This window comes from Agrobacterium sp. GD03872 (assembly GCF_029840625.1).
In the GTDB taxonomy this organism is placed as follows: Bacteria; Pseudomonadota; Alphaproteobacteria; order Rhizobiales; family Rhizobiaceae; genus Agrobacterium; species Agrobacterium fabrum_A.
In genome coordinates, this window is record NZ_JAOCCY010000004.1 from 484,992 (window position 1) to 499,989 (window position 14,998).

Below are 14,998 nucleotides of genomic sequence, written 5' to 3' on the forward strand. Positions count from 1 at the left end.
TCATATCCGGAACCGTGATCCGAAACGGGAAAGACTTTTCATGCAGGACCATGCCGAACGACTTTATTACGCCTTGAGGAAAAGCTGGTCAGGCGAAACCAGCAGCCTTTGGTCGCGCGAAAACCCCGCCCGTGGGCAGGGCAGCGTCACCGCACTGGTGGTTCAGGACATTTTCGGCGGTGAGCTTGCCAAAACCGCCGTCAGCGGCGCCGACCACTTTTACAATATCGTCGAGGGTACGCGCTGGGACTTTACCTTTGCGCAGTTCGATATTCCCGTCGGATATGAGGACAAACCCGCCTCGCGCATGGAGGCCATGGCGAAGACGACACCGCTGCAATATGCCTATCTCAGCGCCTGTATCCGGAAAGCGCTCGGACACGGCTGAACCGTTTACGCCGGAATGTCAGCCCATTGCCGTTTCACCCAGTGCCCTCTCGCAGGGCGTTGTGCTTCGCTCAACGCCGCGATTTCCATCTTTCCCGCAAAGCCGACACAATCCATGCGATAATATCGCTCAGCAAGATGGCGCACCGACAGGAGAGATGTTCGATGAATGAGAGTTGCCCGGTTCTGACCCCGGCAGAACGGCAGGTTCAGGATATATTGCAACATACGGAAGCGGCGATGATGGCCACCATTCACGCAGCGCTCGAGCGCGCCGGCAAGGAAGTCGTCGAGGCGTTCCAGACCGTCGATTCAGACATGCAGCCACCGCCTCGTGACTATTTTACGGCCGTCGCGCACCAGCAGCTTTTCCTGCGGTTATGCGGCGCCGATCCGCAGACCTTCGAGGGCGGAGACCCGGAAATTGCCGGCCACATCATCCGCAACGCTCAGAACATATCCGACCATTACTGGAAGTAAAAAAGAGGCGGCGGCGAATGTCACACACAAGTGACATTCGCCGGTGCCGACGCTGATCTGCATTTGAAGAGGGCCGAACAGCCCTGGCCATGCCACGTCACAGGTCTTTCATCATGCCCGGTTAAGCAGGCGCAAATCTGGAGGCAGGAATGGATTCGACCGCACAGGCCAAGCACCCGAAAATTGCAGAAACCATCATCCATGCCACGGCGAGCATAAGAGATTCGCAGATCGGCGCGTGCTGCGAGATCCTGGCAGATACTACCCTGCACAATGCCGAACTTGGTGACTACTCCTATCTCGGACCACGCTGCATGGTGGGCGATGCGACGATCGGAAAATTCTGCGCCATCGCCGCTGAGGTCAGGATAGGCGCTCCGAACCATCCGATGGACCGGCCATCCATGCATCGGTTCAGCTATTGCCCGGAATATTACTCTGCCGATGCGGTACGCGACGATGCCTTTTTCAAACGGCGGAAAGAGGACCGTGCCATCATCGGCCACGATGTCTGGATCGGCCACGGGGTCATCGTCCTGCCGGGTGTCAAGATTGGTGACGGCGCAGTGCTCGCCGCCGGCGCGGTCGTCACCAGGGACGTGCCGCCCTACACCATCGTCGGTGGCGTTCCCGCAAAAATCATACGCGAGCGATTTTCCCGGGCCATCGCGGAAAAGCTTGCTTCAATCGCCTGGTGGGACTGGCCATTCGAAACGATCATGGCGCGGCTTTCCGACTTTCAGTCGAACGACATAGAAGCCTTTTGCGAGCGCTGGTCCTGACCTGCGCCGCAAAACAGACTTTTGCCGCCATTACTCGAACACGAATGCCAGCCGCTTTCCGGTCAGCTTCGCCAGCTGCTGCAACCGCCCATCCAGGCGCTCGCCGGCAAAATCGCAATAAGCATGCGGCACGACGAATTCCAGATCGAGATCCGGATTGTCGGACCTGCGGAATTTCAAGTGGTCGACAACGCCGGGCATCGAGGCCGAGAAGAGATAGACCACGCGCAGCAGGCCGCCGAGCAATTTTCCGAGTTCCTGCAACCGGTCACCCGCCATGGCCGCGAGCGGCTCGGTGGTGCCGTTGTCGTTCAGGCCTTCGAAGCGATAATAATTGGCGAGCGCAATATAGGCGCGGCCGGGATGGGTGATCGCCACGAAGGATGAATGGGCGATGATGTTGAGCGCCTGCAGGCCACGATAATCCGGGTGGGCGCGCCAGCTGATATCGGCCAGAAGGCAGGCGGCCTGCCGGTAGCGGCTTTCCTCTTCCGTCTCGTCAATGCCGAAGACCGGGAAGGTACGGCCGCTCCAGTCCGCCAGCTCACGCGCATGTTCGGGCGAACGGGCACGCAGAATGGCAAGCTCATCCGCCGCGACCAGCAGCGGATCGGAGTCCCGCTCTTCTTCCGTGAGCAGCGAATAAAGATAACCTTCACGCACGCCCTGCGCCGAGAAGGCGATCCTGGCCGGTTTCATCACCCTCAGAACCTCACGCATGGCGATGGCGCCGAAGGGCAGGAGCGAACGGCGGTTCTTGGAAACCGCCTGCCAGGCCGGATCCTTGCTGTCCCGGGAGACAATGACCTCCTCGAGGAAATTCAGCATTTCCTCGAGCGGCAATTCATAGCCCTGCATCATATGCAACGGATAGCCAGTGATCTCCATGTGCAGCTTGGCGATGTTTCGCCAGGTGCCGCCCACGGCGTAAAAGGTGCGCCCCTCACCCGCCGCCAGAAGCTTTGCGAAGGACTTCACGTGTTTTCTGGCGATCGTCGCCGCTTTTTCCAGCGAACCGTCCGACTGTTCCGACAGCCGCAGGCCGCCGAGCGGCAGGGTGATGCCTTCGCCGCAGCTCTTGCCCTTGATATCGATGAGTTCAAGCGAACCGCCGCCAAGGTCACCCGCGATGCCATCGGGATCATGGAAACCGCTGATCACGCCATAGGCGGAATAAAGCGCTTCCTTTTCGCCTGACAGCACTTCGATCTCGCAGCCGAGAATGGCTTCGGCCTCGCGGATGAAATCCGGGCCGTTTTCCGCCTCACGCGCCGCAGCCGTCGCCAGCACATAAAGCTTCTGCGCCTGCGCCTGCTCGGAAAGCACATGGAAGCGCCTCAGCGCCATCAGCGCCCGGCTCACACCTTCCTCATGCATGCGCCCCGTCAGCGCCAGTCCCTTGCCAAGGCCGCACAGGACCTTTTCGTTGAACAGCACGGCGGGCGCGCGGGAGAGACCTTCATAGACGACAAGACGAACGGAGTTCGAACCAATATCGATGACGGAAACGGGGGCAAGGCCGGTCAGCCGCCCCTGTGCTTCTGATCGTGTCATTCAGCCTGTTTCTTGCGGGACGAAATCAACCCGGCAATCAATTTTGGCGCACTGGATTTCAGGGCTTCACCACGTCCGGAAAGGCTGGGATTGGTCATGAAATAGTGCTGCGCGTTGAACGGTTCTTCGCCTTTACGCACCTCGATGCGCCTCGACGTTCCGTCCGCAAGTATCTCGTAGCTCTGCTGGTTGTCAATGAGATTGCCCAGCATAATCTGTGAAAGAACCTGCTCATGCACGGTGGGATTGGTGAGCGGCACCAGCGTTTCCACGCGCCGATCAAGGTTGCGCGGCATCATGTCGGCCGAGCCGATATAGACCAGCGCCTTGTCCGACGGCAGGCCGAAACCATTGCCGAAGCAGAAGATCCGGCTGTGTTCGAGGAAGCGGCCGACGATGGATTTGACGCGGATATTGTCCGACAGACCAGGCACCTGCGGGCGCAGGCAGCAGATGCCGCGCACGACGAGATCGACCTCCACGCCAGCGGCGCTGGCGCGGTAAAGCGCATCGATGATTTCTGGGTCGACCAGCGAATTCATCTTCATCCAGATCGCCGCCGGCGCGCCGCGCTTGGCATGTTCGATCTCTTCGTTGATGTGCTTCACGATGCGCGAGCGCAGCGTATAGGGCGAAATGGCGAGCTTCATGCCTTCTTCCGGTTCGCCATAACCGGTTATGAAGTTGAAGATATTCGCCATGTCATGGGCGATCTTCGGGTTGCAGGTGAAGAAGGACAGGTCGGTATAGATCTTGGCGGTGATCGGGTGGTAATTGCCGGTGCCGAGGTGGCAATAGGTCCTGAGCTTGCCGTCCTCGCGGCGCACCACCATCGACATCTTGGCGTGGGTCTTGAGTTCGATGAAGCCGAAGACGACCTGCACGCCGGCGCGTTCCAGGTCGCGCGCCCAGCGGATATTCGCCTCTTCATCAAAACGCGCCTTCAGTTCGACCAGCGCGGTGACGGATTTACCGGCTTCGGCCGCATCGATCAGCGCGCGAACGATCGGGCTGTCATTGGAGGTGCGGTAAAGCGTCTGCTTGATGGCGAGCACTTCGGGATCGCGCGCCGCCTGCAGCAGGAACTGCACGACGACGTCGAAGCTTTCATAGGGGTGGTGAACCACCATGTCCTTTTCGCGGATGGCGGCAAGGCAATCGCCGGCATGTTCGCGCACGCGCTCGGGGAAACGGGCGTTGTATGGTTCGAATTTCAGGTCGTCGCGCGGCGCGCGGACGATTTCCGAGATGGTGTTGAGCGCAAGAAGGCCGGGCAGAACGGCGACGCGATTATCAGGCACGCCAAGCTCATGCACCACGAACTGGCGCAGCGACTGCGGCATTTCGCTGTCGGTCTCGATGCGGATGACGGAACCGCGGCGGCGGCGTTTCAGCGCGCTTTCGAAGAAACGGACCAGATCTTCCGCCTCTTCTTCGACTTCGATATCGCTGTCGCGGATGATGCGGAACGTGCCGAATCCCTTGACGCTATAGCCGGGATAAAGCCGGTGAATGAACAGGCCGACCACATCTTCGAGCGTGATGTAGCGGATGGCGTTCTTTTCATCCGGCAGGCGCACGAAACGGTCAAGCGCCGGCGGCAGGCGCAGGAGCGCCGTCATCGGCTCGCGGCCGTTGACGCTGTCGAGCTGCAGGCCCATGGAAAAGCCAAGGTTGGGAATGAAGGGGAACGGGTGCGCCGGATCGATGGAGAGCGGCGTCAGAACCGGGAACATGCGTTCCTCGAACTCCGTCTCCAGCCAGGTGCGGTCCGCATCAGACAATGCGGCCGGGCGCACGATGAAGATGTCTTCCTTGGCGAGATATTGCTGCAGAACGGCAAGCGAAGCCTGCTGCTCCATCTGCAGATTGTCGATTTCCTTCAGAATATCTTCGAGCTGTTCGGCCGGCGTCTTGCCGTCGGGCGTCTTGACGGTGATCTTCTGGCGCACCTGCCCTTCGAGGCCGGCGACGCGGACCATGAAGAACTCATCGAGATTGGCGGCCGAAATGGAGAGAAAACGCAGCCGCTCCAGCAACGGATGATCCGTGTTCAGCGTTTCCTCGAGAACGCGGCGATTAAACTGCAGCCAGGAGAATTCGCGGTTGATGAAACGCGCCGGGCTGTCCCAGAGGCTCTCGCCCTCGGCTGCCGGCTGAACCTTGTTGAAGTCTTCCTGCGCGATAGCGTCCATTCCCTGTTCCATCCCCTGACCAATTTCCGTCCCGTGATCCTGCTGCATCGCGCGATCGTCCTTCTTGCCCGTATAACAGTTTGACGACGGAACTGTGACAGTCAATCGCCGTCCAGCCCGCTGCCCGCTCCTGCGTTGTCCATCGCGTTGAGGACTTCCGCCACCAGCGGACGTGTAATTCTCGTTCCGCGCGAAAGCGCCAGCCGGTCAATCCGGTCGACGATCGTCTGCGCCGTATCGAGCGAACGCTCCATTCTATTAACGATGTAACCTATGAGTTTGTCATCCATGTAAAGCTGCCGGTCGGCGAAGAGCTTCACCAGCACCTGCGCCAGCAGCCCCTCGTCCGGCTCGCCGGTTTCCACCACGGTCACGGCCTTCAGGCGCGAACGCAGGTCCGGCAGCGTCACCGGCCATGCGGAAGGCCATTGCCGACTGGTCATCAAAAGCGTGGTGCCGTGCTGGCGCACGCTGTTGATGACATGGAAGAGTTCGGTATCGTCGAAACCGCGCCGGTCGGCGTCCTCAAAAAGAACCGGTCCCGTTTCGGCCGCACGCGCGGCATCCGCACCGGCCTCGGGGTGAATGTCGCGCGCGTCGCTGATCTTTTTCCAGATATTGGCGAGATGCGATTTTCCCGAGCCCGGCGGCCCGGCCAGCACGACGACGGGCGAGCGCCAGTTTGGCCATTCATCGATGAGGCTGACGGCGGCCGCAAGCGAAGCCGAGACGAGGAGATCGTCCCTGCCCGAAGCAGACGGGTGCGAGAATGCGAGCGGCAGCTGCTCGGCCTTCGACCGGGCGTTGTCGGTTTTGATTTGGTCAGTCATCGTCAGCTCTGAGAGTCAACCTTGCCGGAGGACGTTTCCCCTTCTTCCGGGGCAGTGTTTGTGTCCCAGGGAAGGTTGGCGGCGTGCCCGTGGTAAAGATCGCTCTCAAGATACCGCGACAAGGCGAAGCGGACAAGCACGCCGACCGCCGCCGCCGCCGGCACCGCGATCAGAAGGCCAACAAAGCCGAAAAGCGCGCCGAAGGCGAAGAGGGCGAACATCAGCCACACCGGGTGCAGGCCGACGCTTTTGCCGACGAGCTTCGGCTGCAGGATGTTGCCCTCGATGAACTGGCCCGAGAAGAAAACGGCGAGCGTCAGAAACACATAGATATAATCCGGCCAGAACTGCACGATGGCGACGCCGACGGCGAGGATCAGGCCGACCATTGAGCCGATATAGGGAATGAAACTGATGAGACCGGAGAAAAGCCCGATCAGCAGACCGAAATTCAAGCCCACCAGCGACAGGCCAACGGCGTAATAAACCCCGAGAATGATGCACAGCGACCCCTGCCCGCGCACGAAGCCGGCAATGGTCTTGTCCATGTCACGGGCGATCTGGCGCACGGTATGGACGTAATCACGCGGTATCCAGCTGTCGACCTTGTCGATCATCCGGTCCCAGTCGAGCAGCAGGTAGAAGGCGACGACGGGCGTGACCACCAGAAGCGACATGACGTCGACCAGCGATTTGCCGGAATTCCAGATCTGCGTCAGCAGCGTGCCGATGAAACCCGCGCCTTCGGCCAGAAGCTTGGAGAAATTCTCCTTCACGGCGTCGATCTGGTTGCTGACCCAATCCGGCAGAAGATCGGTATCGGCGCCGGCGATCAGCTGTTGCAGCGAGGAGATATATTGCGGGATGCGCGTGATGAATTCCGCGGCCTGGGCGGCGATCAGCGGAATGATGATGATGAGCGACAGCGCGAAGATCAGCACGAAGGAAACGAGGATGACGACGGTCGCCATCAGCCGGCTGAGGCCGCGCCGTTCCAGCCAGTCGGCCACCGGATCGAGAAAATAGGCAAGCGCCATGCCCGCCACGAAAGGCAGGAGAATGGAGCTGAAGACCATCAGGAAAAGGACAAAGACGGCAAGCACGCCGATCCAGAAAAACACCTGCCGGCGCAGGTTCGTACCGCTCACATGGGGTTGCATCCGTCCATCCTTCTGTCGCCGTACTGTCACCGCCCATGATGGAGATAGGATGCGCATGTACAGGTGGTCAAGACCATCGCTTTGGAGGCTGGCAAAAGGAGGCCGCCCGCATGGCGACAAAATCCCTCATATCCGGCCAGCCCCTCGCAACGACAGGTTGACGGGAGGGGGATATTGGACAACTATCGAATATTGCCGGGCGGGCCAGCGTGGTTCCTTCATGCCCGGTGGCCGGAGGCACGATGCAGGGCACCAGTGAAAATGGCATCGCGGACTATAATGCCGGTCTCTTCGACAATCCAGAAGTTGCCGCGTGGTACGACAACCAGCAGCTTTATCCCGCCGAACGCATCATTCTCGATCAGTTCCGCCACGCCTATGCCGGCAAGCGGCTGCTTGATCTCGGTGTCGGCACCGGCCGAACGACGAAGCCGCTTCTGCCGCTGGTGGGGGAATATATCGGCATCGACCGCTCGCAGCCCATGCTTGCGCTGGCTCGGCGCAATTTTCCCGCCGCCACCTTTCTGGACATGGATGTGCGGGCAATCGGCCAGTTCGGCGCGGAACGTTTCGATTGCGTGCTCGGCGCGCTTGCGATCTTAAGCGCCTTCGGTCATGAGGACCGGCTTGCCATCATCCGTGCCGTCCGAAGCATCCTGTCACCGGGCGGTTACTTCATCTTTTCGTTTCATAACCGGCAGTGGAAGCGGGCCGGCGGCATGCCGCTGCATCGGCGATCCTGGCACCCGCGCGAGGTGGTGAATTCACTGCATCCGCAAAGCTGGATCAACTATCTGCGCCTGCAGCCCCTTACCCGGCGGACGCCGGAATATGCCATTCTTGCGGATCAGGCGCATCGCTGGAGCGGCCTGTTTTATTTCATCGACCTTGCCGCCCAGACCCGCCAGCTGGAAGCGGCGGGCTTCGAGATCGCCGCGCGTTATGGCGAAAACGGGCGGCCGATAGAGGAAAATTCCGATACGTCCAATGACGGCCTGCTCAATCTCGTCTGTCGCGCCGCGCTGCCGACATCATGAGCGCACGGTACGGTCGGCCTTGCCAAAGCCGTTAAAAACCGGAGCTTTTACCGCTCGAACCCTTGCATCAGGCCCCGTCCCGTGCGAATGGCGACGCCAAAGGAACCAGCGGAGACGAGAGCCATGAGCCAGTCGGGCAAGAACGGTCTTACCTATAGTGATGCGGGTGTGGATATCGACGCCGGCAACCTGATGGTCGAAAAGATCAAACCGGCGGTGCGTTCGACGCGGCGTCCCGGCGCGGACGGCGAAATCGGCGGCTTCGGCGGCCTGTTCGACCTGAAGGCGGCTGGCTTCACCGATCCGGTTCTGGTGGCCGCCAATGACGGCGTCGGCACCAAGCTGAAGATCGCCATCGATGCTGACTATCACGACACCGTCGGCATCGATCTCGTCGCCATGTGTGTCAACGATCTCGTCGTTCAGGGCGCAGAACCGCTGTTCTTCCTCGATTATTTCGCCACCGGCAAGCTCGACCCCGACCAGGGTGCGGCCATCGTTTCCGGCATCGCCGCCGGCTGCCGCGAATCCGGCTGTGCGCTGATCGGCGGCGAAACCGCTGAAATGCCGGGCATGTATTCCGATGGCGATTACGATCTCGCAGGCTTTGCCGTGGGTGCAGCCGAACGCGGCCAGCTTCTGCCCGCCGGCGACATTGCCGAAGGCGACGTCATTCTCGGCCTCTCCTCTTCCGGCGTTCATTCCAACGGCTTTTCGCTGGTGCGCAAGATCGTATCGGTCTCCAGTCTCGGCTGGGATGCTCCCGCTCCCTTCGCCGATGGCAAGAAGCTCGGCGAAGCGCTGCTGACGCCGACCCGCATCTATGTGAAGCCGCTTTTGAAGGCGATCCGCGAGACCGGCGCGCTGAAGGCGCTGGCGCATATTACCGGCGGCGGTTTCCCGGAGAATATTCCGCGCGTTCTGCCGAAGCATCTCGCCGCCGAAATCGATCTCGAAGCAATCAAGGTTCCCGCTGTCTTCTCGTGGCTCGCGAAAACCGGTGGCGTCGAAGCCAAGGAAATGCTGCGCACCTTCAATTGCGGCGTCGGCATGATCGTGGTGGTTTCGGCTGAAAATGCCCGTGAGGTCACCGAGGTTCTGACGGCCGAAGGTGAAACCGTCTTCCCGCTCGGCCGCATGGTCGCCCGCGAAGAAGGCGCGCATGGCACCATCTACAAGGGCGCCCTCGGCCTATGATGAGCGCCGCCTTCCCGTCCGGCCGCAAACGCGTCGTCGTTTTCATTTCCGGCAGCGGCTCCAACATGATGTCGCTGGCCAAGGCCTGCCAGACGGCGGATTTTCCGGCGGAAATCGTCTGCGTCATCTCGGACAAGGCGTCTGCGGGCGGGCTGAAAAAGGCTCGGGATCTGGGCATTCCCACGCTGGTCTTCGAGCGCAAGACCTATGTCAGCAAGGCCGAGCATGAGGGCGCCATTCTGGCCGCACTTGGTGAAATCGCACCCGATATCATTTGTCTCGCCGGTTACATGCGGCTGATATCGGGGGATTTCATTGCCCCCTATGAAGGGCGCATCATCAATATCCACCCTTCCCTGCTGCCGCTTTTCCCCGGTCTCAACACCCATCAGCGCGCCATCGACAGCGGCATGAAGATTTCCGGCTGCACCGTGCATTTCGTCACCGAAGGCATGGATGAAGGTCCGACCATCGCGCAGGGTGCGGTGCCGGTCATTTCCGGCGATACGGCCGACACGCTGGCGGCGCGGATCCTGACCGTCGAGCACCAGCTCTATCCGCTGACCCTGAAGCGGCTTGCGGAAGGCAGGGTGCGAATGGAAGACGGCAAGGCCGTCTTTAGCGACAGCGAAAGTAAAAACGAGTATTCCAACCTCATTTCCGCCTCCTGATAAAGTTATTCCTAAAGTACAAAAAATACCAGACACGGTATTTTTGGAAAAATAAACCGATCATTTACCATAATCATCTTTAGTGTCCGCAACGGCCATTATTCCTGGCCCTCCGGTCACTCAGGAGCGATTATGCGATTTTCGAGACTTTCCCTGCCGCTTTCGGTTGTCCTGCTGGCGGGCGCCAGCCTGCCGGTCGCGGCTGAGCAAGGCGGCGTTACAGCCTCGCTGGATGCCGGCGTTCTCAATCTTCGCGCGACGGAAACCGTTCATCTCGGCGGCCGCAAGGTGAGCGAACTCGAATGGGAAACCAAAAACGCCGTAGCCTTGCGCGGCTCGCTCGGACTTGAACTTGCGCCCGGCTGGCGCGTCAAGGCGGAAGGCCGCGTCGGCTTTGAAGGCGATGGCTACATGACCGACTATGACTGGCAATGGCCGTTTTATAAGGACAGCTCCAAGAATGGCTGGAGCGATCGCTCGCAACACGACGATACCCGCCTCGACCATTATTTTTCGGGAAGCCTCGAACTCAATCGCATGTTGCTGGACGATCCGCAGCAATATCTCAGCGCCGGCGTCGGTTTTCGATATACGGACGTGCAATGGTCGGCTTATGGCGGCAACGCCGTTTACAGCGTTTTCTCCCCCCGTGATTTTTCGGGCAAATTCAAGGATGGCCTCAAGGGGATCACTTACCGCCAGCAAATCCCGGTTTTCTACGGCAACCTGACGGGTGGCCAGAGGTTCGGCAACTGGTCGTTCAATGCGGGCCTTGAAGGCGGCGCCATGGTCTATGGCAAGGCGACGGACGATCACTGGCTGCGCGACATGCGCTTTACCGACAAATTCGACGTCGCCGGCATGTTCGGGGTAAAGGCCGGCGTCGCCTATGATCTGACCGAGAATGCCTCGATCTATCTCGACGGCGCGTATGACTATACAAGCCTCGGGCGCGGAGACACCCACTATAGCGGCGCAGGCGCCGGAAACCTGTCATCGGAAAAGAATGCCGGTGGCGGCGACCTGCAGTCGATTTTTGTGGGGATGGGTGTGAAAGGTCGCTTCTGATTTCGATGGCGACCGTCGAAAAGAGATCGATCTGACGTACTTGGCCAACCACTTGACCAAGTACGATGGCGCTCCCAACAACGCGCCTCTGGTAACACAGGACAGAAAGCTCGCGGCTGCCGCAAAGCTGGAAAACGTCGCGTTCGTTTAAGGTCCGTTCAAAGCCGGGCGCGGTTCAACATCGCCCATTGCAGCAGAATGATGGTCTTGGAATCGGTGATTTCACCCGATGTGATCATCGCGAAGGCCTCGTCCAGCCCGTAGGTCAGAACCTCCAGATCCTCACCTTCGTCCTCAAGTCCGCCGCCGCTGCCGGCCTGCACGTCGAGATCGATGCGGGCGACGAAGAGACTGACCTTTTCCGTCAGCGTGCCGGGACTGGCATACATATCGAAGAGATAGTCGACCTTTTCGACGGCGTAGCCGGATTCTTCCATCGCCTCACGCTGGATGGCATCCGCTGCAGCATCGTCATCGAGCAGGCCTGCCGGCACCTCGATCATAAAACTCGGATCGCCATTCACGAAGGCGGCGGGACGGAACTGGCGCACCATCACCACGCTGTCGCGTTTCGGATCATAAAGAAGAATGGCGGCGGCGCTGCCGTGGTCATGGACTTCCCGGACGATGCGGATGGTCCTGCCATCCGGCATGCGCTGATCGAAAACAAGCTTCTGCATGTGCACGAAGCCTTTCCAGACCGTTTCCTTCTCCACCAGCCGAACCCTGTCCGCCTCGGCGGCGGGCGCTTTCGTCAGCGATACATTCATGAGCGCTCCGTCGAGGTTGGAATATCAAATGGTGAGAGAATGACGGTTCAGGGCCGCCCATTGCAGCAGCATGATCGTCTTGCCGTCGCAGATATCACCGGTTTCTATCATTTTCAGGGCATCGTCCAGGGCGATTTCCACGACCTCGATATCCTCGTCCTCATGCACGGCGCCACCGCCCTCCTCCAAGCGATCCGACGATTCGACGGTCGCGGCGAAGAAGTGGATGATTTCGGTCACGGACCCGGGCGACATGAAAGACTTGAACAGGAAGCGCACATCCTTGACGACATAACCGGTTTCTTCCGCCACTTCGCGGCGAATGGCCTCAGCCGGATTATCGCCATCCAGCAGGCCGGCAGGCGTTTCGAGCAGCCAGCCGTGATGGCCGTTCACGTGGGCAGGCATGCGGAACTGTCTCACCAGCACCACGGTCTGGCGGCGTGGATCGTAGAGGAGGATCGTCGCACCATTGCCGCGATCATAGGCTTCGCGCCTGATGACCTTCGTCTCTCCGCGAGAATTGGTGTAATTGTAGGTGATGTTACGGAGATGATACCAGTTCTTCGAAAGCGTCTCGTCTTTCAGAATCTCGATCTTCACATTGTCGAACTTCGTCATTCAAATCTTCCGTCAGTTCTTGCTCAGCCAGACCTTGTTGTCATGGAAAGCGGCGCCGCCATAGGGAGCCACGGCATCGGCCCCGGTCAGGACATTGATGCCCTCGCCGTCCAGATGCGCCTTGTTGGGCCACAGTCCCTCGGCAATCAGCACGCCCGGCCTTGCACCCTCCACGATTTTTGCGTGGAGCCGCACTTCGCCGCGGCCGTTGCCGATGCGGACGATGTCGCCATCGGCGATCCCGTTCGTGGCGGCATCTTCAGGACAGATCATCAATTCCGGGCGGCCTTCCTTCTGCACGGAAGTTTTGGTTTCCGCGAAAGTGGAGTTCAGGAAATTACGCGCCGGCGATGTCGCGAGCCGGAACGGATGATCCGCATCCGCGGTTTCGATGACGTCCACCTGATCCGGGAACTTCGGAAATTGCGAAACGGGGCCCATCACGCCGATATTTTTCGGCGGCCTGTTCGGCGAGGGTCCTGTCGCCCATTCAGGGCTGAAACGGAATTTGCCATCGCCATAGCCGAACCCTTCGAGATAATGCGCCACCTCGAAGGACGGCTGCGCATCGATCCATTTTTCTTCCGCCAGCGTATCGAAATCGCCCCAGCCGCTGACTTTCAGCATGCGGTCCACATGATCGCGCGCCGAAAGGCCGAAGCCCGGCATGTGGTCGATGCCGAGACGCTTTGCCAGTTCCTCGATGACGAAGAGGTTGGTGCGTACCGTTTCCGGCGGCTCCACCAGTTTGGGTCCAAGCAGAATATGGTTCTGGCCGCCGGCGCGGTAGATGTCGTCATGCTCCAGAAACATGGTGGCAGGCAGAACGATATCAGCCACCTCGGCCGTCTCGGTCATGAACTGCTCATGCACGGCGACAAACAGGTCGTCGCGCAGGAAGCCTTGCTTCACCAGACGCTGTTCAGGTGCGACATTGACCGGATTGGTGTTCTGGATAAGGAGCGCCGTCACCGGGCCGCCGTGGCGCAGCGCCTGCGCATCTCCCGTCAGCACGCGGCCGATCTGCGACTGGTCGAGCTGGCGGACATCCGGATCGGCATAGGCGGTGCCCATCAGTTCCGACTTGTTGAGGCGGAAAATATCGCCATTATTGTGGAAGGCGCCCCCACCCTCATATTGCCAGCAACCGAGCACCGTGGCGATCGACAGGGCCGCATGCATGGCGACCGCGCCGTTGCGCTGCCGGGCAAAACCGTAACCCAACCGGAAAAAGGTCTTTTTCGTGGTGCCGACCAGCCGCGCGAAATCCTCGATCTCCTCCACCGAGAGGCCGGTGATTTCGGCGGCCCATTGCGGCGTCTTCGTCTTCAGATGGGCCTCAAGCCCAGCCGGATCGTCGGCGAAGCGCGCCATGTATTCGCGGTCGGCGTAACCGTCGCGGAAGGCGATATGCATGACGGCGCAGGCAAGTGCGGCATCCGTGCCGGGGCGGACGACGATGCGCATATCCGCCTGCTTCATGGTCGGATTGTCATAGATATCGACGACGACGATCTTCGCGCCGCGCTCCTTGCGGGCTTTCACCGCATGGGTCATGACATTGACCTGCGTGGCGACCGCGTTGGTGCCCCAGATGACGACGACATCGGCCTTGGCGATCTCGCGCGGATCCGGACCGCGCAGCGCGCCGGTCCCCATCACGTAACCGGTCCAGGCCATGTTGGTGCAGATCGAACCGAAGAAGCCGGAATATTTCTTGGCGTGGCGCAGGCGCTCGATGGAATCGCGCTGTACCTGGCCCATGGTGCCGGCGTAAAAATAGGGCCAGATGGCCTCCGCGCCGTGCCGCGCCTCGGCTTTGACGAGAGCATCGGCCACTTCGTCCAGCGCCGCTTCCCAGGAGATTTCCTGCCAGTCACCGGCGCCCTTCGCCCCCTTGCGACGCTTCGGGGTCAGCAAACGGCCGGGATGGTAGATGCGCTCGGAATAACGCGCCACCTTGGCGCAGATCACGCCGGCGGTGTAAGTATTGGCGTTAGCCCCGCGCACGCGGCCGATGCGGCCATCGGCATTGATGTCGACCTCCAGCGCGCAGGCGCTCGGACAGTCATGCGGGCAGACCGTGTGCCCGATACGGACTTCGGTCTTGGCGGCGGCTTTTTCAGCGGAAATCGGGGTCGCAACGTTCATGGCTTTTGTATATTGCATCAACGATGCGGCAAAAAGGCCGAAGTGACGTCCATCAAGAATATTCATCCTGACCATTCATCCGGATAAACGGCAAG

At 60.2% G+C, this 14,998-nt stretch carries 13 protein-coding genes and 1 pseudogene; 7 read left to right on the forward strand and 7 right to left on the reverse strand.

What is annotated here, in order from left to right:
- The first annotated feature begins 40 nt into the window (after positions 1–40).
- The 3 genes and pseudogenes from N5D22_RS13400 (at position 41) to N5D22_RS13410 (ending at position 1,649) form a co-directional block, all read left to right on the forward strand.
- Complete coding sequence (locus tag N5D22_RS13400) at positions 41–388, forward strand: hypothetical protein (RefSeq protein WP_279655435.1); 348 nt, start codon at positions 41–43, stop codon at positions 386–388.
- A gap of 164 nt (positions 389–552) precedes the next feature.
- A pseudogene (locus N5D22_RS13405) lies at positions 553–901 on the forward strand (hypothetical protein).
- Between the two features lie 115 nt (positions 902–1,016).
- Positions 1,017–1,649 carry a DapH/DapD/GlmU-related protein gene (locus N5D22_RS13410; RefSeq protein ID WP_279655437.1) on the forward strand — a complete coding sequence of 211 codons (633 nt, stop codon included), beginning with the start codon at positions 1,017–1,019 and terminating at the stop codon, positions 1,647–1,649.
- A 30-nt stretch (positions 1,650–1,679) separates the two neighbouring features.
- On the opposite strand, the gene ppx is transcribed toward N5D22_RS13410, so the two are convergent.
- From ppx to N5D22_RS13430, 4 genes are read right to left on the reverse strand one after another with little or no spacing between them, the layout of a single operon-like run.
- The gene (ppx, locus tag N5D22_RS13415; protein WP_279655438.1) at positions 1,680–3,203 is read right to left on the reverse strand and encodes an exopolyphosphatase; all 1,524 of its coding nucleotides are present in this window, start codon (positions 3,201–3,203) and stop codon (positions 1,680–1,682) included.
- Positions 3,200–5,446 (reverse strand): RNA degradosome polyphosphate kinase, encoded by a 2,247-nt coding sequence (locus N5D22_RS13420; protein WP_279655527.1) that lies wholly within the window; start codon positions 5,444–5,446, stop codon positions 3,200–3,202. The genes ppx and N5D22_RS13420 overlap by 4 nt, the downstream gene beginning before the upstream one ends.
- Positions 5,447–5,499: 53 nt before the next feature.
- A complete protein-coding gene (gene hdaA / locus N5D22_RS13425) occupies positions 5,500–6,228 on the reverse strand; it encodes a DnaA regulatory inactivator HdaA (protein WP_279655439.1) in 729 nt (242 codons plus the stop codon).
- A gap of 2 nt (positions 6,229–6,230) precedes the next feature.
- Positions 6,231–7,388, reverse strand: coding sequence for an AI-2E family transporter (locus N5D22_RS13430; RefSeq protein ID WP_279655440.1), 1,158 nt, complete (start codon positions 7,386–7,388; stop codon positions 6,231–6,233).
- Between the two features lie 242 nt (positions 7,389–7,630).
- Between N5D22_RS13430 and N5D22_RS13435 the strand changes: the two genes are divergently transcribed.
- From N5D22_RS13435 to N5D22_RS13450, 4 genes are all read left to right on the forward strand, one after another.
- A complete protein-coding gene (locus N5D22_RS13435; protein ID WP_279655441.1) occupies positions 7,631–8,425 on the forward strand; it encodes a class I SAM-dependent methyltransferase in 795 nt (264 codons plus the stop codon).
- Positions 8,426–8,548: 123 nt separating this feature from the next.
- Positions 8,549–9,622 carry a phosphoribosylformylglycinamidine cyclo-ligase gene (gene purM / locus N5D22_RS13440; protein WP_279655442.1) on the forward strand — a complete coding sequence of 358 codons (1,074 nt, stop codon included), beginning with the start codon at positions 8,549–8,551 and terminating at the stop codon, positions 9,620–9,622.
- Positions 9,619–10,293 carry a phosphoribosylglycinamide formyltransferase gene (gene purN / locus N5D22_RS13445; RefSeq protein WP_279655443.1) on the forward strand — a complete coding sequence of 225 codons (675 nt, stop codon included), beginning with the start codon at positions 9,619–9,621 and terminating at the stop codon, positions 10,291–10,293. The genes purM and purN overlap by 4 nt, the downstream gene beginning before the upstream one ends.
- A 132-nt stretch (positions 10,294–10,425) precedes the next feature.
- Positions 10,426–11,361: an omptin family outer membrane protease gene (locus N5D22_RS13450; protein WP_279655444.1), complete on the forward strand. Its 936-nt coding sequence runs from the start codon at positions 10,426–10,428 to the stop codon at positions 11,359–11,361.
- Between the two features lie 158 nt (positions 11,362–11,519).
- Here the strand turns inward: N5D22_RS13450 and N5D22_RS13455 are convergent, their stop codons facing one another.
- From N5D22_RS13455 to N5D22_RS13465, 3 genes are read right to left on the reverse strand one after another with little or no spacing between them, the layout of a single operon-like run.
- Positions 11,520–12,131: an NUDIX domain-containing protein gene (locus N5D22_RS13455; protein WP_279655445.1), complete on the reverse strand. Its 612-nt coding sequence runs from the start codon at positions 12,129–12,131 to the stop codon at positions 11,520–11,522.
- A 24-nt stretch (positions 12,132–12,155) separates the two neighbouring features.
- The gene (locus N5D22_RS13460) at positions 12,156–12,752 is read right to left on the reverse strand and encodes an NUDIX domain-containing protein (RefSeq protein WP_279655446.1); all 597 of its coding nucleotides are present in this window, start codon (positions 12,750–12,752) and stop codon (positions 12,156–12,158) included.
- A gap of 12 nt (positions 12,753–12,764) precedes the next feature.
- Entirely contained in the window at positions 12,765–14,969 is a 2,205-nt protein-coding gene (locus N5D22_RS13465; protein ID WP_279655447.1) for a molybdopterin oxidoreductase family protein, read from the reverse strand.
- Positions 14,970–14,998 lie beyond the last annotated feature (29 nt).